Raw genomic sequence first — 21,230 nt, forward strand, 5'->3', positions numbered from 1 at the left:
TTTTTTCAGTTTCAAGATTATTATTTCAATTTATGTATTTATACCTCCCGTGTTACATGCACGGGGACTATGATTTTGTTAGGAGTGGTGATATGCACAGAATTGTTAAATCACATTTGGAAAGCTTTGTGAATAGCTTTGCATTGCAAGCTGAAGACGAAGCCACTCAATTTGAAAAGTTCGCCACTTATTGTGTTATTTCAAATAGATTTAGTTCTAGCTTTGATTTAGATGAGGTTGTAACAGGCACAGGTGATGAAGGTATAGATGGAGTTGGTATTGTCATTGATGAATCGATAGTCACTTCATTAGAAGAAACTATTTCAATTTTTGATACACCTCGCCGAAATCATGATGTTGATATTTTATTTATCCAAGCAAAACGGTCTGAAAGTTTTGATCTCGGAGATTTTTTAAAATTCAAAGAAGGAATTCTTCGTTTTGCTACTCAAACTCCTTATATTTCAACCGATGATGTCTTACAAGATTCTAGAAAAATTTTCGATAAAGTACTAAATGAAGTCCCAAAGGTACGCCAAGGTAAGCCATCATTAACAGCAAGATTTATATCAACTGGCCTATACCAATCACCACAAGCACTTGAAACAGCACTCAATGACTTTCGCAGTCAACTTAATGAACTAGGTCTATTCCACGAAACAGACATTCGTTTTATTGACCGGGATGAATTAACTAGACTCTGGGTTGGCACATACTCTGGAATCAATGCCAGCCTGCAGACCTTTAGTACAGCAGCATTACCTAATATCACGGGAATAGACGAGGCATATTTGGCTGTAGTTCGTGCTGGTGATCTCGTTACAAATCTTTTATTAACAGAAGACGGAAATTTACGAACTCAGGTATTTGAAGAGAATGTTCGCTCATTCCTTGGTCACGATAACCCAGTAAATCAGTCTATCGCCGAAACAATCACCTCAGATACGGCCAGTAGGTTCCCAGTATTAAACAACGGCATAACCATAGTTAGCCCAGACGTAAAACTGCAAGGCAATACGCTACATTTAACAAATTTCCAAATCGTTAATGGTTGCCAAACATCAAATGTTCTATTTGAGAATAGAGATAAACTTGGTGAGGTAATGGTGAACATTAAAGTTGTTGAGACACAGCACGAAGATGTATTTTCAGAATTAGTTCGTGCAACAAACAGCCAAAGTAAAGTTGAGGATACACAATTCCTTTCATTAAGACCGATTATCAAGCGCGTTGAACAATATTTTAATACTTATGACGGCAGCGAAGGTAGATTATATTTGGAACGCCGCGACAGACAATATGTTGGTATGGATATACCAGCAACCAGAATCTTTCCTTTACATTTAGCAGCAAAATGCGTAGCCGCAATGTATTGTAATCGCCCTGAACTCGCAGCTCGGTATCCTAAAACAATGTATGCTGAACTGACAGAAACTATCTTTTCTGAATCAACTAAAGAGGAAGTTTTTTACGCCGCATGTTTGACTTTATATCGATTCTCTTTACTGGTATCCAACAGCTCAATACCGCAAAATATGAAAAGATTTAAATGGCACATGTTATCTTTAGTGCGTGCGACAGTATGTGGAAAAAGCCCAGCACAGCTGAATTCTAAGCAAACAGTTCAAGGGGCACAGAAAATAATTAGCATAATGGCACAACATGGTCCCGAAGCAACATCACTATTTAATAACTTGGTCACCGTATGCCAATCTTTAGGTGAAGTGTCTTCTGACCGTTTAAAAAGACAAGCAATACTTTCTGAAATGCTAGAAAAAATTTGTTAGTTTTATAAATTTTGTAAAAATAATTCTTATATATGTTTGAAATAATGTCTAAAAAACTTCCAATTTATAGAACCATCCTCTCAACGAACGATGAATTCATACAATTTTGGAGTAATATTTATTTTTACAAAAATGATAATTTATATTCAGATAACATTGGAATTTCCCTCAATAAAGATCGAATTATAGATCTCTACACATGGAAAAATGGTTTACCTTTATCAGAGGAAAAACTTCAATCCGTCAATAAAAATTTTGTTAACAGACTTTCTTACTTATCAAATCTAAGCGATGATAATGGGCTATCGGATTTTTTTAACACATACCCACATGGCGGGGCTATTTGGAGAATTTTTTTTCTACATTGCTGGAAACCTAACAAGTATCCAATTTTCGATCAGCATGTGTACCGCGCCATGCTATATCTTACACAAGGCATAATCAGTGAAATCCCAACAAAAGATTCAGATAAAATTTCATCATACATCAATTATTATTTAGATTTTTACAATAGCTTTAAGCACAATAATTGCAGAGATTTAGACAAAGCTTTGTGGGCTTTTGGTAAATTTATAAGTAAATATAAACTCCCATCAACCTCTATCCTATCGACCACTTCTACTAAATGACAGCGGAAAGCAATTACCGCCAGCTAGAATTAATATTAACAACTGATCTTAACACCCCAAACAAAAACATTGCCTCCAGTGCTCAACTTTGTCTCCTCGGGCGAACCACAATTAATTAAGTAAAAGCCGACGATGCCTCATAGCTAACTGACTTTTCTTTGTATCACTCTTAGTTCAATTCCTGATTAGCTCATAGTTTATTGCTGCGTGCTTTAGTCAGATTCAGCTCCCCTGGCTCATCTGCATGAGACCAATCCAACTCAGCCAAGCCGGATTCCAGATCCAGCCGTCTCAAGAGCTTACGTGCATCGAAAGGCGCTTTAACCTTTATATCGTTATCAAAATAGCAATACACATCGCGGGATTTTCGCGATGGAGGCGCCTGTCCTGAAATCAGGCGGGCATCTTTTGGCTGTGCACCTTTGCTCCAGGCTTCAATCCGCAATGCCCAATCATCCAGCGCCTTGTCCGTATAGCCGCTAGCGTAGAGTTCTTCCACGCCGTGCAGGCGTAAATAGGTGAAGTCGGCGGTGATATCTTCCTTGTCAGGCCATTTGCCGGCCGTATCGGCTATCACCAGCGCCACTTTGTATTTGCGCAGCAGCGCAATGAATTCCGGGGTTTCAAAACTTTTATTGCGGATTTCGACGGCATGACGCAAGGGGCGTTTTTCTTCCGCCTTGATATATTCTCGTCCATGCATGGACGCATCGCGATGTTCAGCCAGTTTGGCGGCGGCATGGGTATCGTGCGGCAACAGTTTCAGGAAGCTTTCGAACAGGATGGCGTCGAACCGGAAGCTGGGCGGGAACTGCCATAGGATGGGTCCCAGTTTTTCCTTCAGCAGCAATAACCCGGAAGCAAAGAAATTCGCCATTGGCCGTTCAATATCCCTCAGCCGCAGGACATGGGTGATGAACCGCGTTGCCTTGATGCTGAAGATGAAGCCCGGCGGCGTTTGCTCGTACCAATGCAAATAACTGCTCGGGCGCTGCAATGCATAAAAGGAGCCGTTCAGTTCTATCGTCGGCAAGGCGCGCGAGGCGAATTCAAGCTCGCGCTTTTGCACCAGCCCTTTTGGGTAGAAGACGTTGCGCCATGGCGCATAACGCCAGCCTGATATGCCGATACGGATATGAGCAGCCATGGTGTTTTGGCTGCGGCAAAAACGGGAAGTTCAGAATATGGCTGCCCTGCCCTGACGTGCCAAACCGCAAAGGTTACGCTCCGCATAAGACCAATTGAAAACCCACCAAACAAAAAGGGCTAGCAATGCCAGCCCCGTGCTTTATGGTCTCGCCAAAAGAATCAAGCTGCTTGCCGCTCTTCCAGCAGTTTAGGATTTTTCTCTACCCGGATATCGATCTTGCGGGGCTTGAGCGCTTCGGGCACCTCCCGTACCAGCTCGATCGTCAACAGGCCTTTGTCCAGCGAGGCATTGGTCACCTTGACATGGTCGGCCAGCTGGAAGGTATGCTCGAAATCGCGCGCGGCGATTCCCTGGTGCAGGTAGTTGCGCGATTTTGCTTCAGCATCCCTGGCATGGCGGCCTTGGACCTTGAGCTTCTGCTGTTCGGTCTCGATATGCAGTTCAGATTCGTGAAACCCTGCCACGGCCATTACGATTTTGTATTGGTCGTCGCTGAGCAGTTCGATGTTGTAAGGCGGATAGCTGATGTCGTTCTCGCTACGCTGGGCCTCAGCGATCAATTGGGCCAACCGGTCAAAACCAATGGCAGAACGATACAGTGGCGAAAAATCAAATGTACGCATGATGTCATCCTTTCTGATTTAAGCGATTGAACATGGCAGACCCCGTGAAGGGCATCTGCTTGTTTCAGAAAATAGGGATGGCCATTTATTTTTCAAGAGGGTATCCGAGACGCAATTCAATGCGGGGCAATTCCAGGTATTCAGGCATTGGTCATTGCCGCGTTTACTTGGTTGAGGCCCTATGCTTGAGTGGAGTGCGCTGCACGGCACTTTTTCATGTCTCGGACGGTCTTTATCTCTGCCCACCACACTGCGGAGTTGCGCTATGCCGGACACGAAGATGGACGAATGTACTGCCCAACTCAATGAGACGCTGGGCAGCGAGCTGCATGGAGACATGGAGCTGTCGGCGCAAGCCGCGCGCCTGCGCTACGTGCAGGACGACAAGCCCGGATTCGGCCGCAAGCGGACCGCCAAGGGGTTTCGCTATGTGGATACGCAGGGCCGCCCGGTGCGGGACGAAAAGCAATTGGCACGCATCCGCTCGCTCGCCATCCCGCCGGCCTGGGAGAAGGTATGGATCTGCCCCTATGCCAACGGCCACCTGCAAGCCACCGGCTACGATGCCAGGCAGCGCAAGCAGTACCGCTACCACAAGGAGTGGCGCGCGATCCGCGACGAGGCCAAGTTCGAGCACATCATCGATTTCGCCCTGCACCTGCCCTTGATCCGCGAACGCATAGATGCCGAACTCGCACAGCCCGGCCTGAGCCGGGACAAGGTGCTGGCCCTGGTGGTCGCGCTGTTGGAAACCACCATGATCCGCGTCGGCAACGACGAATATGCGCGCAGCAACCACTCCTTCGGCCTGACCACCCTGCGCAACCGCCACGTCGAAGTCAGCGGCGGACGGATCGCCTTTCACTTCAAGGGCAAGAGCCGGGTGGAGCATGCGATCGAGATTCAGAACGCCAGGCTGGCGCGATTGGTGCGCAAGATGAAGGAACTGCCCGGCCAGGAGTTATTCCAGTACCTCGACGACGACGGCAAGCGCCACGCCATCGACTCCAGCGACGTCAACGACTACCTCAAGCGCATTACCGGGCGCGACTACACGGCCAAGGATTTCCGCACCTGGTCGGGCACGGTGCAGACCTTCCACACGCTATCGGCCGCCGAGCCGTTCGAGAACCAGTCGCAAGCCAAGAAGAATGTGCTGGCCGCGATCACCGAAGCCGCGCGCAAGCTCGGCAATACGCCCAGCATCTGCCGCAAGTGCTATGTGCATCCGCTCATCATCGATATCTACATGACCGGGAAGCTGTTCGCAGCCCTGCGCAAACACAGCCAGCCGCAGCAGCTCGATGCCTGGCAGGCGGCTGAGCAGGACGTGCTGGCGTTGCTGCAGCGGCATGCCGGGGTGAAACCGCCTGCCTGATGCCGGCGGGCGCAGGCATTTGCAAGTCGGCAGCCTGCGCATTGCTGGGATCAAGTTGAAGAGGAAGGCGCGTCAATGCTTGCCAGGATCAAGCGCGTTCCTCCTGGTTACCACCCAGCACAGGAACGACCCGGCCGTGACCATTGCCACGCCGTATACCAGGCCCGTGCTTGGGGAGGTTCCCAGCCATAGGTTGGCTATCAGCGCCGAGAGTATGGGAGTGAAGCACGACATGGTGGCCAATATCGTGATGTTGCCGTGCTGTATGCCGTGGTTCCAGCACGAATAGGCGGCCGCCATCAATGCGCCCATCACCGCCACCTGCAATAAGCCGCCGATATGCAAGGACAATGCAGGCTCGTTACCCAATGCATACTTTCCCCATAGCACGATTGCCGTCGCCACCAAGAACAGCGGCACGCCGTTCACGCCGTTGCCGAAGCGCCGGGTAAAGACTGAATACACCGCCCAGGCCCCGGCGGCAAAGAACGCCAGCCCATAGCCGGTCGGGTTGCTAGCCATGTTTTGCCATAGCATTTGCACGCTCCAGGCGCTGTCCCCTTTCACCACCAGCACAATGCCGCAGAAGCTGATGAGCAAAGCGGGCAGCAACAGCCACGATCCGCGCTGCTGCCCGGCCAGCACGGCGAACAGGATAGTCAGGCTCGGCCAGAGGTAATTGATCATGCCCAGCTCGATCGCCTGCTCCCGGTTGAGGGCGAAGCCGATGGACAGCGCCAGGGCCACTTCATAGGCGACAAACAGCGCCCCGCCTATCCATAGGTAGGGACGAGGAAATGTCTTGAGCTTGGGGAAGCCCAGCACCAGGCAGGCCAATAGGCCGCCCACCGTGAAAATAAGCGCGGCCCCGCCGGTGGCGCCGAATATTTCGGATACGCTCCTGAACAGGCCGACCGTGGCGCTCCACATGACGACGGCGGACAGGCCCACCAGGGTGGGCAAGTTGTTGTTGGGCTTGGATGGGTTCATGAGTCGGCGTTCAGTTTCTATATATATGTATTCAAGCTTTGTTCGTTAATTCCCAGCAATCGCTTGCTGCAAAAAGCGTTGAGGAAGGTATTTTTCCAAGGCCTTATTTAGCCAATTGTTCGATACGAAATCGATATACAAATCAAGGCGAAACCCTGCGGCCACCAATTCGCGGCATGCCCTCAATGTCTTGCCAATTCTTACCATAAAAAGCCAAGCCGGACACTTAGAATTGTCTCCCCATTACATTCACAATTCGGATCGTTTATGCGTAATCAACTTCTTTTTGTCCTGGCATTCATTCCCACCATTGCAGCCGCTGCAAGCAACTGCGAAGTCAATGTCAGTGCCGGCGACAGCATGGCGTTCAATACACGCTCCATCGACATCCCCAAAAGCTGCAAGGAATTTACTGTCAACTTCGCCCACACAGGCACGGCATCCAAGGCCGGCATGGGCCACAACTGGGTGCTGGCCCGCACCGCCGACGTGAACGACCTGGCCAAGGCCGGCGTGGAAGCCGGCATAGACAAGAACTTCATTCCGCCGAACGACCCGCGCGTATTGGCATACACCCCGCTGGTAGGCGGCGGTGAGAAAACATCCGTCACCTTCAAGCCCAGCATCCTGAAGGATGGCGAGTCCTACTCATTCTACTGCTCCTTCGCGTTTCATTCCTTCATGATGCGCGGTACGGTGAAGCTGGTCGATTAATGCCGTTGTAACCAGCAATTGGTTTGTTCACTCCTTGTCCCTTGGTCCGGTGGCGCAATCCACCGGATTTTTTTTGACTATTGTTGGTATTCGCCGGGAACGGCAGGAAGAACTGGCGATTACTTGCTGACGATGGGAATGCCGCGGAAGGATTTGCCCAGGTCCAGCTTCATGGCAAGGGCGCCAGTCGTGCATTGGTCCAGGCAAGCGCCGCAGCGCGTGCAATCGCCGTGGGTGACGGTATTCGCCTTGAGGGAGACCACGGGCGCCAGCACGTGGGGCTCGGGACAGACGCGGATACAGGAACCGCAGCCCGCGCATGAGCCTGTTTGCTTGGCGGCGACGCGCAGGCGGCCATAGCGCCCCAGCACGGCATAAAAAGCGCCCACCGGGCACAGGTGGCCGCACCAGCCGCGGCGCGTGATGAGAAGGTCGAACAGGAACAGGCTGAGTAGGACCATGCTGCCCGCCACGGAGGTCCACATGAGTTCGCGCTGGAACAGGGTGATGGGATTGAAGTTCTCCCACGCCAATGTGCCGCTGAGCACGGTGAGTATCAGCGACATGCCCAGCACCGCCATGCGCAGCTCGCGCGACATGGTCATATTGCCTTTGAGATTGAGCTTCTGCCGCAGCCAGTAGGCTAGGTCGGTCACCATGTTGATCGGGCAGACCCAGCTGCAATAGATGCGCCCGCCGAACAGGAAATAGAAACCGGCAACGATGACGGTGCCGACCAATGCGGTTTTCGCCAGCATCGTGCCGGAAAACAGCGATTGCAGCGCGATGAAGGGGTCCGTCAGCGGCAGTACGCCGAGCCAGAGGCTGGAGGACAGGTTGCCATGCGCGATACGTCCGATTTCAGGCCAATCCACCCAGAACGCCAGCACAATGAAAATCTGCACGACGCGTCGGCTCAGCAGCCAGCGGCGCCGATACAGCGCAGCGCGGATTGCGCCTATGTTTGTCATCGCCGCTATTTCCATACCGGCGTCCGTCCGGCGGAGTTTGCTCCGGAGACCCCGAGACCAAGCTCGCGGGGCAGTACGCGGATGGCGGCCTCCGACAGCACGCAATGCTTCTCGCAGGTGCCGCAACCGGTGCATTTAGTGCTGTCCACGGTCGGAATCTGCAACAGGCCGCGTTCGTTCTGGATCGGCTTGAGCGAGATCGCCTCGCCGCGGATCGGGCAGACGCGGACGCAGATGCTGCAGTTCAAGCCCTTGTAGTTGAGGCAGGTTTCATGGTCCACCAGCACCGCGACGCCCATGTCCGCCTTGCGTATATCCGTCAGCAACGGGTTGAGCGCGCCGGTCGGGCAGGCGCGCACGCAGGGAATGTCCTGGCACATGCGGCACGGCTCGTCGCGCGCAGTGAAGAACGGCGTGCCCATGGGCGCCGGGTCGGCCCAGCTGGCCAGCTTGAGGATGTCGAACGGGCAATCCTCCACGCACAGGCCGCAACGCACGCAGGCCGACTGGAAATCCTTTTCCGCCAATGCGCCGGGCGGCCGCAATACAGCGGCTGCAGGCGCGGGGCGCGACCTGAGCAATGCGCTGCCGATGATGGAACCCACGACGGCCGCCCCCAGGCGGCGCGTCACCTTCTTGAACATCAGCCTGCGTTCAGGCTGTTCTATCGTTGACGCCGGTTTATTGCTGTTTCCGTCTTCTGCCATCATGGACCTCCATCATGGTTGTGGTGACTGCGACAGGGGTGCCTTCACTTTCAGATCCGCCCGGATGATGGTGTGTATCCAGCATCGCAATACATACTCGTCGCCATCTTCCGCGTCTTCCGGCACGGTCCACGACACGGTCATGCCGGGCAGCTGCGCGGCGGTCTCGGTGAGGTTGACGACCGTGCCGTCGGGGTATGTCACGTAAATCGCATGCACGATGTCCGAATGGTTATGGATATCGATGCGGTCGCCGGGTTTCGGCACGAAAGTCCACGGCTCGAACTCATGGTGCGTCAGCTCCATCTGGTGCACGTCCGCGCTCCATGCGACTGAGGAAGCGCTGAAGATGAAACCGGCGATCAATACCAGCAGCCATGCCTGCCAGCGCATCATCCAGGGCGCATTGTTCCGGGCATGCATGGCACGCGCACCGGCACGAGCCGGTATTCGGTGATGCGCAGCGTCGGTTTTATTTCTCAACATCAATCATTACTCCGGGAGTTGGGGAGGCGCGACATCCAGCGGGCCGCCATCCAATGTTCGTATGAAGTCGATCAAGTATCCCCTCTCCGCCTCGGAAAGCTCGAACTGCTTCATTTCCGCGGAGCGGCTCGCGCGCTGGATGCCGCCTTGTTCATAGTGCCGGACGACCTCTTCCAGGCTATGCATCGAGCCGTCGTGCATAAAGGGGCCGTTGCCGGGCAAATCCCTCAGCGAGGGCGTCTTGAAAGCATGCTGCATGATGGTGACCTGCGGCGGCACTTTCGCGCCGCGGCCGGGATCGAGGCTGGGCAGCCCGATATCGTGGAAACTGTCGTCCGTGAAACGCCAGGACGAATGGCAGGCCACGCAGCGTGCCTTGCCCTCGAACAAGGCAAAGCCGCGCTTGGCGTGTTCGCTGATCGCATTCTCTTCCCCCGCTACCCAGCGATCGAACGGGGCAGGCTTGGAAACCAGCGTACGCTGGAAGCTGGCAAGCGCCTGGGTGACCCGTTTCTGTGTCATCCCGGCATCGCCGAACGCCTGTGTGAACAAAGTGCGGTAGCCGGCGATATCCTTCAGCCGGTCCAGCAACAAGGGCATTTCAAAATTCATTTCATGCGCCGTGGTGATCGGCAAGACTGCCTGCGCCTCCAACGATGCGGCGCGGCCATCCCACATCAGGGCATTGAGCCAGGCGCTGTTGAGCACGGTAGGCGTGCGGCGCGCATGTTCCACGCCATCCGCCCGCAGCGGCAATATCCGGCCGTCGCTCCAGCGCATGCCCGGGTTATGGCAGGTGGCGCAAGACATGGACCCGTCCCGCGAGAGACGGGGGTCGAAAAACAGGGTTTTGCCCAGGGCGGCCTTTTCGATGGTCAATGGATTGGCCGGCGGCGATGGAATGTCAGCCGGACGCTGATAGGATTCCCGCGGAGGAAGATCAGCGGCGTGGCTGACACCCATCGCCGCCGCCAGACCAAACACCAGAAACACACTGCAAAAACGCATACCTGGCACAGCCCTACACATTGCCTGCTTAGCTGGCCTTACCGACGATCGGAGAGACCGTGCAATGGTAGGTCATGGCATCGTTGTCGGCGCCGAAGCACCAGACGATGTCGTTGTTGAACTCCGGACGGTAGATCGGCAGCTCGCCTTGCACGTTCATGCAGTTGCAACGGCCGCAGGTCTGCTTGCCGCAACAATCGCGATAGGCGATCAGGTAGGTCTGGCCGTCGCCGGGGTTGAAGCAGCTCGCCACCCATGAGCTCGGGGACAGCTCCGACCCTGGAGGGCAGGAAGTCAGCGAACCGCCGCAGCAATCGCACAAATTGCCGTCGATGGAGCAATGGCGCCAGTAATCGCAGGACTTGGGGTCCTTGTCCTGGGGCTTGAAGCCTGCGCGGCCCAGCACGCCCTTGGTTTCCGCGTGCGCCTCGTTCATGCGGCCGCGGCGGTCCACCGGCAGCAACGGCAGCAATGCGGAGCCGGCGAGAAAGCCGCCCAGTTTGCCGATGAAGCTGCGGCGCCCTGTTTTGCTGGCGGTTTTACGGGCCAGTTTTTCGATGCCCGAATCAAATCCTGTATTTTTTTTCATATTTTGTTTCCCTTCTCCGTCAATTAATGCACATGTTTCGACGCATCTTCTACGCCGTGCTTAAGGAAGTTCTGCAAGGTCGAGTGGCCGACGCGCGTTGTCTCGAACAAGCTTTCGACATGCTCGCGGGTGTTGCAAAGGCCCTTGGCCTGGATGACGCCATCCTTGTCCAAGAGCACACCGTACGGCACCTTGGAGACCTGGTAGCGCATGCCGATCTCGGCAGAAACGACGTAGTGTTCGCCGTCCAGTGGATGGTTGCGCAGGAACTCGCGGTGCTCGGCCTGCGTGCCGTCGCTGATCAGGATCACGTCGGCGCCTTCGGTAGCGGCGACAGAGCGGATGATGGGCAGCAGTTTCTGGCAGATCGGGCAGGAAGGGCCGGTGAACATCAGCAGGCTTGGACGGCCTGGCGACACTGCGCGGCCCACGGTCACGGGCACGCCGTCGATGGTCGTCATGCTGAACACCGGCGAACGCTCGCCGATATCCGGGCCGTGATCGATCATCATGGCGCCGAGCGGAGCCGAGCGCTCGTGCAGCAGGCCGATTTGCCTGATGACGCCGAGCATGAGCGCCGCCAGGGCGAGGAAAGCCCCCCATAGCAGCACGTTGGATGCAATCATAATTCCACTAGTCATTTGTATTTCCTTTGAGTAAGTCGTTCTTTGAATTCGGGAAGCCCACCAGCATGTCCGCCCCCATGTACAGCAAGGCCAGCATCGCCGCGGCAGCCAGGCCCATCATCCCGGACTCGATCGAGATCCTGGAAAACTCCACGGGAATCGCAGCCGCATACAGGCTTACCCCGGCCAGCGCGATCGCCCGCATGACATGGAACATGCCGATGCGGCTCATGCTGGTGGGGCGGCGTACGCATCCGCAATCGATATGGGTGCGGCCGCGGCCGACGTTGATGGCCAGCGCCAGCGCGAACACGATGAACAGCCCGGCCGCAACGCATGCCGCGATTTCGCGGGCGGGCGGGATCATCAAGGCGACTGCGCAGAGCAACTCGACCAGCGGCAGAAGCTTGGCAACCGGCGCGACCAGGAACGATGGCAATAACTTGTAATTTGCCACCACCCCCTGGAACTCATCCGGGTGGCGAAACTTCGGGATGGCCGCCGCCGCCAGGACAATGCCGATGAACAGCGAGGCCAGCACCGCGGCAGTTGGATCGTTAATAAGCCAGCTCATGGTTGCGCTCTCTTAATCCACTGTCAGGGAAATGGTCGGGGCACGGCCGAGCTCGTCCACCTTGCCGGTTTGCTTGCCGGTCACCGCATTGAAGGTAAACAGGGTCTTGGCTTCGGCAGAAACCGCGTACAGGTTCGGATCGGAATCCTGGGTGACGCTGATGCCGTCAATCTCGTGGCCGAGGTCAATGCGGCGCAGGCGCTTGCCGGTGGTGCCGTCGACAACGAACACATAGCGGCTGGCCGTCACGTGGGTCCACTTGGCGCGCTGGTCGGCCAGCACATAGATCTCGTTCCGAGGCTTGTTGTAAGCCACCACCTGCCAGCCGCCCGGACGCCAGTTGGCCTTCCGTTCCGCTTCGGTGAACAATTCGAATGGCTTCAGGAAGTCGACATTCTTCTCGGTCAGCTTGGCCTGGAATATGCGGCCTTCGTAACTAGGCCATACCAGGCGGCCAGTGGTGTTGGAATAGTAAGGATTCACGAACAGATGGTCCTCCTCAGCATGGAACACCTTGGTGGGCTTCTGCGGCTTGAGACTACCCTTGCTGTCGTAATTGAACTGCTGCAAGGAGCCGTCGCGACAGTGCATGTAGAAGCTCTGGTTCGGCACGGGGAAAATCTGGTAGCAATCGGGAATGTCCATCATCTTCACGAAGGACTTCTTCTCCAGGTCGACCAGGCCGACGGCGGGAGACGGCGCAAACTGCTGGAACAGCATGTGCTTGTTGTCGGTGGAAATGGAGGCCAGGCGGTTCATCACGCCGGTGAGGAAGCGGCCTTCAGGGATGTCGATGTCAGCCAGCACCTTGTGGCTTTGCGCATCGATCACTTCCACGTAGTCGTCGCGCTTGCCGCGGGCAATGCGGCTGTAGGTGGTGTTCGAGGTCACGAAGAACTTGCCGTCGCTGCTCAGCATCACGTTGGCCAGCTTGCCGGTATCGGTCATGCCGAGCAGGTTGTTCTTCTTGCCGTCGACGGTGTAGACCGTCGTGGTCACATTGAAGTGGCCAGGATCCAGCACGTAAACGCGCTTGGAATCGGACGGCAGCCCTTTTTCAATCGTGATGTTGTCCAGCGTTTGGGCTGTGCCGATCGCGCCCAGTGAACTCGGCACGCTCGTCGGCGCATCAGCAGCAAATGCCGAGTACGTGGTTGCCAACAAGGCTGCGACAGCTAGCTGCCCGATCAGGCGACTAGGTTGGAATGTTGTCATATTTCCTCCAGACATTATTAAGTTTTATCAACGCACTTCTACTTCACTAAACCTCTGCCCTCACAGCACCAGCAGCAGCAATGCAGCGGAGCCGACAGACAGCAGAAGGAAACCATCCACCTCGACAGCGCGCTCCTGCCAGCGGGCCAGCCATGCCTGCACCGTCACGTTCTTGACAGGCAGGAAGTTCACGGCGACAGGCAGGCAGCGACCGATGTTGAAGATGCCGATAATCAAGATCGCGGTCTTCACGTCGCCGCAGAACAGCGCGACGCCGGTGACGATGTAGAGGATCGGGGTCTGCACATAGGTCAGGTAGTTCATGCCCAGCGCATAGCCGTACAACAGCCCGATCACGGAAGAACGGAAACGGAAGCGGGCATCATGCGGCACCTGCGCGCGACGCTGCGGATAAGGCATCTTCATGAAGCCGAACTGGTGCGCGCCATACCCCAGCGCCAGCACCGCCATGCCTGCGACCATGTAGCTGAAAGGCAAGGACGAGAACAGCAGCCAGCCCGCCATGCCCAATGCCCCGCCCAACACCACCGCGCCAATCGCATAACCCAGCGCATGCGTGAAGAAGGTGGGCGACCAACGCAGCACGGAAGCGAACGAATAGCGCCCGGCAGGACGCAACAGGCTCAGGCTGGAATAGCCGCATGGCGACCAGGTGGACAAAAAACCGCCGGCCAGGGCCAGCACGATGAACAACCCGGTCAGTGCGCTTGTCGATGACACTGCAGAATGCAGCATGGCGCCGCCGGCCAGGCCGGCCGCAACTGCGGACAGCATCAGCGCAAAACGCGTGCCGGGCGATCGCGCCTCGGAAAAACTGTACGCGTCAGGCACGCAGGCGACACCAGCCTTGCCGCCGGATGCCTGACGAGAGAGTTTGGCGTCTATACTCACGTTTCCTCCTCTTAGGCCGATTGGCCTCTTGTTAAAGAAATTGTTAATAATTTGTAAATGACACGGCGCCACTATATCGCCGCCCCTTTCGGCGCCGTAGCAATAATCGGCATATCCTTCACAGCGGAAACAAGTCTTGCCGATTCTTTCTATTGGCGGCTTTTTCCATGCGGCCCATTTGGGCAAATCCGGCCATAGGCGCCCATTTCGATAAGCATTGAGCCGCGTCGGGATGGCTTCCGGAGCGATAGAGGCGCAACGAAAAACACCGCATGGCAGGAATTGGATATGCTGCAAACCTTATTCAAATCGCGGATGTTCATGTAACGGTGGACCACTGAGCGAAACCTGCCCTATCCAGCCTGCACCGTCCCTATCTGCCTAGAATGTGCGCTTGACGTAACCAAAGAACCTGTTGCCCCCGGTCTTGTAGCCGCTCGCGGTCACATACCAGTCGTCGTTGGCATCGGTCGCGTGATACAACAACCCGGCGTTCCAACCTTTGCTGTCGCCGACGGAGAAATCCTTGTTGATGCCGGCGGCGTAGTCGGTATAACTGGCGACGGAGTAATTCTTGACTGTCGTATGGCCGACGTGCAGGTAGAGGTTCAAGCCCCAGAACGGCAGCGCATCGTTGTAGTTGAACTCAACATAGTTGCTGCCCTTGGAGTCACCCGTGCCGGTGGTATGGCGGCCAACCTGGGTGTTGCCATAGGAAGCGGTATTCGTCCCGAACCAGTCCGTCAAGGAATAGGAGTACTTGAAATTGAAATGACGGTAGTCGATGGCAAGATTGACTTCCGTCACGTTGGAAGACTGGCCTGCGATCTTTTCGTTATCGGGGTAATAGAATTGCAGGAAGCCGACCGTGCCGATCACATCGCCCGCGAGCGCGCGGCTGTAGCCGCCGTAGAGGTCGATTTCCAATGTATTGCCATTGATCGCCTCCTTGTGCACATTGGTGCCTCCTATTCCCAGAAACAGGCCGCTCACGTGGGAGTAGTCGATGAATCCTTGTATTGCGCCGCGCCCGCGCGCCAATGAGAGCCCGCGAAACAGGTAGTCCGAATACAAGCCCAAGTTAGTAGTGACATGGTGCGGCGAATCCGCCCATTCTTCGCTGGCCTCCTCATTCAAATTTTTATTCTCTTCCGCGACTGCACAGTACGGCATTGCCCCCAGCATCAGGGACATTGCGATCAATGTATTTTTTCTCACCATTTATACTCCCTTGTATAGTTTTGTTAAAAAATGTAAAGACCAAATTATTGAGAAATATCTACTGTTAACCCCAAGAAGATTCGTGAAAAATCAAAACGATAATCGACCTGATAAAAACCCCTGCAAGCGGTGTCCATACCGCTGACAACCCTTCGAAATATTTCAAAACAATTTCGGGAACAATTCACAAAAATCCAGGTTGAAAATCGCCTATTACCGGCGTCTTCCCTCAACTCGGAACATTCATTAACAGATTGAAGTGATGGAACAATAGTGAGGTTATGCAATTCGAACTAGCAATAATCGGCATATCCGTAACGCTTTGTCACAAACAGGTAACAGTCATGCCATTTTTTGCTATAGCGCGGCCAAATTCCGATTTAAAGTCACGTGCAGATGATCGCGTTTTTGACTCTTTATCCAGCTTGTACCGGCTGGTTTAGATGCGGGGGAAATGATTGGAAATTAAAAACAAGTAGATCACTACAATTTAAATAAATTGATAAAAACAGGGTATAAGCCCGAAATTAAAGCCTATACGGAGGGGTAAACATAATGGGTTTTAAAGAAGATTTTATGGGCAACGCCCCTGGGGCTTGCCCTTTTTTGCACCTAGTAGAACGCTCAACTTCAGATGTATTGGAACAGGCAGAGGCACTACCATTCTGGTCGCAGGACTACACCCAGCTCAGCAAAGGCGCTTTTTCCGGCTCCGTGACCAGCGTTTCCTGTCATGGCTTGCAGATATTCACCGAAACGATGAACCAGGCGGTCGACCAGATCGCAAGCGCGCCGGTGGATAGCTATGTCATGGGCTTGCCGACCCTGGTCGACGGAGAGTCCACCTGGGGCCTGCTTCCCGTCACCACGAACTCGCTCATTACGCTGGAAAAGAATGCGGAGCTCTATTTCAAGACCTCCAACATTTCAGAAATCACGGCAGCGGTGATTCCCGCGCAAAGGCTGGAGACCTATGCGGCCGAGGTCGAGTGGATAGATCTGGGCAAAGTCATGGAAGGCTTGAAGCCCGTTGAGATGCTGCATCCCGACATTGCGCAGCAATTGCTCAGCGCCTTGCAGGGAGGCATGCAGTATAAGGCGGATATCGCCGACAACATCCACGCCCACCAGATGTGGCGGAATTTCGAGGACGACCTCCTGTCGACCTGTTTACATACGCTCCTGCACGTCAGGGGCAATATCCATCCGCACTTCGACCAGCGCCTGCCGCGCTACCTCGTGAACCGCGTGCGCGACCACACGCTCTCCAACTCCGCCCTGCCCCTGACCATAGGCGAGCTGTGCAAATCGCTACGCGTCAGCCGCAGAACGCTGAACCATGCATTCATCCGGGTGCTCGGCATCACGCCCGTGGCCTATATCCGCAACCTGCGGCTGCACCGGGTGCGCTTCGAGTTGCAGCAATCGCCGCACGAAGTCATCAGCATTGCGCACCTGGCCACCAAGTGGGGATTCTGGCACCTGAGCCTGTTTTCCCGCTATTACCGCGAGCTGTTCGGGGAATGTCCTATCGACACGCTGCAGCGCGCACGCCTGGAATCCAAGAGGCCATGAGCGCGTGGGCGAACTCTGCTCAAGCGTCAGGCAGGGCGGGCACTGCCGCCCGCCTTGCAACCACCAGCATGGCGATGAAAACGCCCAGTTCGTAAAGCAGCCAAAGGGGAATCGCCAGCATGAACTGGGAAATGATGTCGGGCGGGGTGAAAATGGCGCCGACGACGAAGGCGCCGACCACGACGTAGCCGCGTATCTCGCGCAGGGTCTTGAGTTCGACTATGCCCAGCGCAGCGATGGCGACGACGATGATCGGGGTTTGGAAAGAAATGCCGAAAGCCAGCATGATCGAGACCAGGAAATCCAGGTAGCTGCCAATTTCCGTCATCACCGCCACGCCCTCGGGTGCAGTCCCGACGATGAACTTGATCACGACCGGGATGACCAGGTAGAAAGCGAAACAGGCGCCGATGACGAACAGGATCACGCTGGAGACCACGCCCAGCACGCTGATGAGCTTTTCCTTCGGGTACAGCCCGGGCTGGAAAAACTTCCACACCTGGTAGAGCGTGTGCGGCAGGCTGACGGCGACCGCGACGTAGAACGCGATCTTCAGCGGGATCAGGAACGGGGAAGTGACGGAGGTGGCGATCATCTGCCCGCCGGCCGGCAACTGGTTCAGTAACGGGCTGACGAAGAAGCCATGCAGCTCGTTGGCAAACGGCAGGATCGCCAGCAAGGGAACCAGCATGCCGGCGATGATGCGGATGAACCGCGTCCTGAGTTCGTAAAAGTGGCTGAGAAACCCGTCCTGCTCCATGGCGCCCTCACTTCTCCGTTTGAATGTCTGGGCTTGCCTGGCTGACAGGCTCAACCTCGGCCAGCCCGGCGCTCTCCGGATGGATTTCAGACAGCTGGGCTTGCAGGGCCAGCAGCTTTTGCTGGGCCTCCGCGGTGGCCTTGCGCATATTGTCCAGGGCGAGCTCGCGCTCCATGTCCTGCTTGAAGCCGGAGACATAGCGCTGCAGCCGGCCATAGAGCATGCCGTAGGTGCGCGCGACCTTGGGCAGCTTGTCCGGGCCGAGCACGATCAAGGCCACCACGGCGATCACCAGCATTTCTGAAAATCCGACGTCGAACATATCAGGGCTTGTCGTTCACGGTTGCGTCGGGGTCTTTCGAGGCTTCCTTGAAATTCTTCAAGGCGCCGCCCAGGTCGCTCCCCATATTGCGCAAGCGCTTGGTCCCGAACACCATGGTGACGACCGCAAGCACGATCAGCCAATGCCAAATACTGAAACTACCCATTTCGCGAACTCCCGACAGTCGTAAAAATCCATCATCCTTGATAAGCGGCCAAACTCGTTAGCAATAATCGGCAAGATCTCACGGCGGCTTCAGCCGTCGGCCATGCTGGCATCATTGAAGCGCCACAAGCTCAAGGTGTCGTTGGATTGCTCATAATGCGCCCGCACCGTGGCTATTTGCGCCGACAGTACCGGCAGCTCGGCATGCACGATCTCCCAGACCATGTTCAAGTCGGCATCGTGATAGAGCTTGATGGCGGCATCCAGCCTGCGGTAGATATCGCCAAACGGCATATCCCGGTTATTGGCGGCAAACGAAGGAAAATGGGTCTGGATGCGCCGGCATGCGCCCTTGATCCCGCCGCAGTTCCACAGCACGGCATCCCGCGCCTGCTTGTTCTGGTAGAAATCCATCGCATCCATGCCATGGATATAGCTACTGATACGGGCCGCCGCCGCGACAATGCTCTCTAAATAATAATGAAGGCTGTGCTGCCTGTACGCCATGATCTCTATGCCTTGCTGTATGGTTGCCGGATGACAAACTATATTGGTCATTCTGCACAGGTCAGCCAGGCGACGTTATTAAAAAACGGCAATACTTGGCGCCACAGACACGGCCGGCAGCCTCCTACCCGTTACTTTTTTCATCCTTGGCAAAAGCTGGAAGCTCTCGCCAAACTCGCGCCCAGCCTGCCGGATAGCCGTGTTGCCGGCCAGCGTTGAGGACATGTATCCAGCGAACATAGGAGTATTGCCAATTCTTGCTATCGGCCCGAATCAATAAGGTCTACAGTTACACTTACCAGTCTGTATTAATTTAAGAACAAGCATTCAAAAGACGGTTTCAACTGGGCAGAAAATAACGTACTACACGATGAAAAATTAAAGGCCGACCGGAGCCTCGACCGGGAATCCCATGATTCCAGGATCGGGGCCGATTCAAAGAGTCAGGCCCGGAGGAGTGAGAAGCGTGAATATTCAAGAACAGTTTTTGAGTAGCGGCTCCCAGGGCAGCTACGAATTGCACCTGGTCGACCGCCGGTCCAAGGACGTGTTGGAACAGGCGGAGGCGTTGCCTTTCTGGAAACAGGATTACACCCAATTGGACAAGGGCGCTTTTTCCGGCTCGGTCACCAGCGTCTCCTGTCAAGGCATACAGATTTTCCGCGAGAAGATGAATCGCGCGGTGGACCAGCTGGCGAGCGCACCCGCCGACACCTACGTCATCGGCCTGCCGACCATGATAGAGGGCGAGGCTACCTGGGGGATGCTTCCGGTCAAGCAGGACTCCCTCATCACGCTGAACAAAAACACCGAGCTGCTTTTCCGCACTTCGCACTGTTCCGAACTTGCCGCCGCCGTCATTTCCGCACAGCGCCTTGAAGAATATGCCGCGTTGATAGAGTGGGTAGACCTGCGGGAGATCATGAGGAAAGTGAAGGCGGTGGAGCAGATCTCCTCCAACATCGCCAACCGGCTGCTGACTTCGCTGGTAGGCGGCACCCGCTACATTTCGGATGTGCACCAATCTGCCAGCGTGAAGCATATGTGGCCAAATTTCGAGGAAGACCTCATGTCAACGTGCCTGCAAGCGCTGGTGCAGGCAAAGGACAGCATCAACCACCATTACGACCATCGCATTCACCGCTATATCGTCAACCGGGTGCGCGATTTCACCCTGCTGAATTCATGCTGTCCATTGACGATCAGCGAGCTTTGCATCGAATTGCGCGTGAGCCGGCGCACGCTGAACCACGCTTTCCTGCGCGTGCTCGGCATCACGCCCGTCGCCTACATGCGCAATGTCAGGCTGCACCGGGTACGCGCAGAACTGCAATCGGCGCCTGACTCCGTGACCAGCATCGCCAATGTGGCGACCAAATGGGGGTTCTGGCACATGAGCCTGTTCTCCCGTTACTACCGGGAGCTGTTCGGGGAGTGTCCCAATAAAACCCTGGAGCGTACGCGCCTGTACAAAGCATAGCCTCATTGGTGACGCAGCAGGCATCTCCATGGCGGATACAGCATTGCCAGCCAGTGCCTTGAAGCAGACGTCCCAAGGGATGTCTGCTTTTTTTATGGGCGGGGATTTATCTAGCGGGCGAAACGCTTGGCCGGCTTGAACGGGCGAGAGGAGCTCGCTTCTATATGCCGGAAGATGATCCTGCCCTTGGCAAGGTCGTAAGGCGACATCTCGACCGTGACCTTGTCGCCAGCCAAGATGCGGATATGGTTCTTGCGCATCTTGCCGCCGGTATAGGCGACCAATATATGTCCATTGTCCAAGGTGACGCGGAAACGGGAATCCGGCAGGATTTCATCTACTTTGCCCTGCATCTCGATGAGTTCTTCTTTTGCCATGGTCTTTCCTTTCAATAGTATCAGGCAAAAGCCTGTGGGTTTTTCAGCCAGACTTGTCCTTGCGTGGCGGCATGGTTAAGGGCTTTTTCGCGCGAAATGAATTCGCGGGCGAAGCTGACGATACGGCAATGCGTACTCGTTCCCTGGCCGCTGCGGATGGACAGCGAGGCGGTATAGCGCCCGTTCCCGTTGCTATGCGAGATCGGGGTGATTAAATAACGTCCGGCCGTGAAAGGCTGGATGTTGAGTGATTTCATATGCAGTTACTCAGGCAGCGCAATGCTGCGGAAAACGGTGCCATGCAACCGGTTGGAGGGCTGGAGGTCACCTGCGGACTGGAAAAATCGTCCGGTATGGGGCTTGCCGTTAAGGAAGTTTGACCACTGTAAAAACTCTTTTGGGAGCCTGTGGCTTTAAGTGGCGGTGATATTGGGGGAACCGCAGCACGTCTCAGACTTGCTGTA

25 protein-coding genes are annotated in these 21,230 nt (G+C 55.1%); 6 read left to right on the forward strand and 19 right to left on the reverse strand.

Going from position 1 to position 21,230, the window contains the following annotated elements:
• Positions 1–92: 92 nt before the first annotated feature.
• Both ACW4YW_RS13560 and ACW4YW_RS13565 read left to right on the forward strand, forming a co-directional pair.
• Positions 93–1,787: an AIPR family protein gene (locus ACW4YW_RS13560; protein WP_457138039.1), complete on the forward strand. Its 1,695-nt coding sequence runs from the start codon at positions 93–95 to the stop codon at positions 1,785–1,787.
• 44 nt (positions 1,788–1,831) lie between these two features.
• Entirely contained in the window at positions 1,832–2,416 is a 585-nt protein-coding gene (locus ACW4YW_RS13565) for a hypothetical protein (protein WP_457138040.1), read from the forward strand.
• Between the two features lie 190 nt (positions 2,417–2,606).
• Here ACW4YW_RS13565 and ACW4YW_RS13570 read toward each other — a convergent pair whose 3' ends face one another.
• Positions 2,607–3,563 (reverse strand): DUF72 domain-containing protein, encoded by a 957-nt coding sequence (locus tag ACW4YW_RS13570; RefSeq protein WP_457138041.1) that lies wholly within the window; start codon positions 3,561–3,563, stop codon positions 2,607–2,609.
• A 161-nt stretch (positions 3,564–3,724) separates the two neighbouring features.
• Entirely contained in the window at positions 3,725–4,189 is a 465-nt protein-coding gene (locus ACW4YW_RS13575; protein WP_457138042.1) for an Hsp20 family protein, read from the reverse strand.
• A gap of 265 nt (positions 4,190–4,454) precedes the next feature.
• Between ACW4YW_RS13575 and ACW4YW_RS13580 the strand changes: the two genes are divergently transcribed.
• Positions 4,455–5,567 (forward strand): DNA topoisomerase IB, encoded by a 1,113-nt coding sequence (locus ACW4YW_RS13580; protein ID WP_457138043.1) that lies wholly within the window; start codon positions 4,455–4,457, stop codon positions 5,565–5,567.
• A 72-nt stretch (positions 5,568–5,639) separates the two neighbouring features.
• Here the strand turns inward: ACW4YW_RS13580 and yddG are convergent, their stop codons facing one another.
• Complete coding sequence (gene yddG, locus ACW4YW_RS13585; RefSeq protein WP_457138044.1) at positions 5,640–6,557, reverse strand: aromatic amino acid DMT transporter YddG; 918 nt, start codon at positions 6,555–6,557, stop codon at positions 5,640–5,642.
• A gap of 267 nt (positions 6,558–6,824) precedes the next feature.
• On the opposite strand from yddG, the gene azu reads away from it, so the two are divergent.
• A complete protein-coding gene (gene azu, locus ACW4YW_RS13590) occupies positions 6,825–7,271 on the forward strand; it encodes an azurin (protein WP_457138045.1) in 447 nt (148 codons plus the stop codon).
• 119 nt (positions 7,272–7,390) lie between these two features.
• Here the strand turns inward: azu and napH are convergent, their stop codons facing one another.
• The 10 genes from napH to ACW4YW_RS13640 all read right to left on the reverse strand — a co-directional run bounded on the left by napH (position 7,391) and on the right by ACW4YW_RS13640 (position 15,580).
• Positions 7,391–8,242 carry a quinol dehydrogenase ferredoxin subunit NapH gene (gene napH, locus ACW4YW_RS13595; protein WP_457138046.1) on the reverse strand — a complete coding sequence of 284 codons (852 nt, stop codon included), beginning with the start codon at positions 8,240–8,242 and terminating at the stop codon, positions 7,391–7,393.
• Between the two features lie 5 nt (positions 8,243–8,247).
• On the reverse strand, positions 8,248–8,952 hold the full coding sequence (gene napG, locus ACW4YW_RS13600; RefSeq protein WP_457138047.1) for a ferredoxin-type protein NapG: 705 nt from the start codon (positions 8,950–8,952) through the stop codon (positions 8,248–8,250).
• A 9-nt stretch (positions 8,953–8,961) separates the two neighbouring features.
• Positions 8,962–9,435: a methylamine utilization protein gene (locus tag ACW4YW_RS13605; protein WP_457138048.1), complete on the reverse strand. Its 474-nt coding sequence runs from the start codon at positions 9,433–9,435 to the stop codon at positions 8,962–8,964.
• A gap of 6 nt (positions 9,436–9,441) precedes the next feature.
• Positions 9,442–10,443 carry a tryptophan tryptophylquinone biosynthesis enzyme MauG gene (gene mauG, locus ACW4YW_RS13610; protein ID WP_457138049.1) on the reverse strand — a complete coding sequence of 334 codons (1,002 nt, stop codon included), beginning with the start codon at positions 10,441–10,443 and terminating at the stop codon, positions 9,442–9,444.
• A 28-nt stretch (positions 10,444–10,471) separates the two neighbouring features.
• Complete coding sequence (gene mauA, locus ACW4YW_RS13615; protein ID WP_407995080.1) at positions 10,472–11,032, reverse strand: methylamine dehydrogenase (amicyanin) small subunit; 561 nt, start codon at positions 11,030–11,032, stop codon at positions 10,472–10,474.
• Positions 11,033–11,055: 23 nt separating this feature from the next.
• Positions 11,056–11,673, reverse strand: coding sequence for a methylamine dehydrogenase accessory protein MauD (mauD, locus tag ACW4YW_RS13620; RefSeq protein ID WP_011478917.1), 618 nt, complete (start codon positions 11,671–11,673; stop codon positions 11,056–11,058).
• Positions 11,666–12,232: a MauE/DoxX family redox-associated membrane protein gene (locus ACW4YW_RS13625; protein ID WP_407995079.1), complete on the reverse strand. Its 567-nt coding sequence runs from the start codon at positions 12,230–12,232 to the stop codon at positions 11,666–11,668. The genes mauD and ACW4YW_RS13625 overlap by 8 nt, the downstream gene beginning before the upstream one ends.
• Positions 12,233–12,244: 12 nt before the next feature.
• Entirely contained in the window at positions 12,245–13,447 is a 1,203-nt protein-coding gene (gene mauB, locus ACW4YW_RS13630) for a methylamine dehydrogenase (amicyanin) large subunit (RefSeq protein ID WP_457138050.1), read from the reverse strand.
• Positions 13,448–13,507: 60 nt separating this feature from the next.
• The gene (locus ACW4YW_RS13635; protein ID WP_457138051.1) at positions 13,508–14,359 is read right to left on the reverse strand and encodes a methylamine utilization protein MauF; all 852 of its coding nucleotides are present in this window, start codon (positions 14,357–14,359) and stop codon (positions 13,508–13,510) included.
• Between the two features lie 381 nt (positions 14,360–14,740).
• Positions 14,741–15,580 (reverse strand): TorF family putative porin, encoded by an 840-nt coding sequence (locus tag ACW4YW_RS13640; protein WP_457138052.1) that lies wholly within the window; start codon positions 15,578–15,580, stop codon positions 14,741–14,743.
• Positions 15,581–16,135: 555 nt separating this feature from the next.
• On the opposite strand from ACW4YW_RS13640, the gene ACW4YW_RS13645 reads away from it, so the two are divergent.
• Positions 16,136–17,155, forward strand: a complete 1,020-nt coding sequence (locus tag ACW4YW_RS13645; RefSeq protein ID WP_457138053.1) for a helix-turn-helix domain-containing protein — start codon at positions 16,136–16,138, stop codon at positions 17,153–17,155.
• 19 nt (positions 17,156–17,174) lie between these two features.
• Here ACW4YW_RS13645 and tatC read toward each other — a convergent pair whose 3' ends face one another.
• The 4 genes from tatC to ACW4YW_RS13665 all read right to left on the reverse strand — a co-directional run bounded on the left by tatC (position 17,175) and on the right by ACW4YW_RS13665 (position 18,909).
• A complete protein-coding gene (tatC, locus tag ACW4YW_RS13650) occupies positions 17,175–17,915 on the reverse strand; it encodes a twin-arginine translocase subunit TatC (RefSeq protein ID WP_457138054.1) in 741 nt (246 codons plus the stop codon).
• Positions 17,916–17,922: 7 nt separating this feature from the next.
• Positions 17,923–18,237 (reverse strand): Sec-independent protein translocase protein TatB, encoded by a 315-nt coding sequence (gene tatB, locus ACW4YW_RS13655; RefSeq protein WP_457138055.1) that lies wholly within the window; start codon positions 18,235–18,237, stop codon positions 17,923–17,925.
• 1 nt (position 18,238) lies between these two features.
• Positions 18,239–18,403: a Sec-independent protein translocase subunit TatA gene (gene tatA / locus ACW4YW_RS13660; RefSeq protein WP_457138056.1), complete on the reverse strand. Its 165-nt coding sequence runs from the start codon at positions 18,401–18,403 to the stop codon at positions 18,239–18,241.
• 89 nt (positions 18,404–18,492) lie between these two features.
• Positions 18,493–18,909 carry a HepT-like ribonuclease domain-containing protein gene (locus ACW4YW_RS13665; RefSeq protein ID WP_048811525.1) on the reverse strand — a complete coding sequence of 139 codons (417 nt, stop codon included), beginning with the start codon at positions 18,907–18,909 and terminating at the stop codon, positions 18,493–18,495.
• A gap of 466 nt (positions 18,910–19,375) precedes the next feature.
• Between ACW4YW_RS13665 and ACW4YW_RS13670 the strand changes: the two genes are divergently transcribed.
• Positions 19,376–20,389 (forward strand): helix-turn-helix domain-containing protein, encoded by a 1,014-nt coding sequence (locus ACW4YW_RS13670; RefSeq protein ID WP_457138057.1) that lies wholly within the window; start codon positions 19,376–19,378, stop codon positions 20,387–20,389.
• 110 nt (positions 20,390–20,499) lie between these two features.
• Here ACW4YW_RS13670 and infA read toward each other — a convergent pair whose 3' ends face one another.
• Both infA and ACW4YW_RS13680 read right to left on the reverse strand, forming a co-directional pair.
• Positions 20,500–20,766 (reverse strand): translation initiation factor IF-1, encoded by a 267-nt coding sequence (gene infA, locus ACW4YW_RS13675; RefSeq protein ID WP_011478906.1) that lies wholly within the window; start codon positions 20,764–20,766, stop codon positions 20,500–20,502.
• A gap of 20 nt (positions 20,767–20,786) precedes the next feature.
• Positions 20,787–21,023 (reverse strand): hypothetical protein, encoded by a 237-nt coding sequence (locus tag ACW4YW_RS13680; RefSeq protein WP_011478905.1) that lies wholly within the window; start codon positions 21,021–21,023, stop codon positions 20,787–20,789.
• Positions 21,024–21,230: the final 207 nt, after the last annotated feature.

This window comes from Methylobacillus pratensis (genome assembly GCF_054072455.1).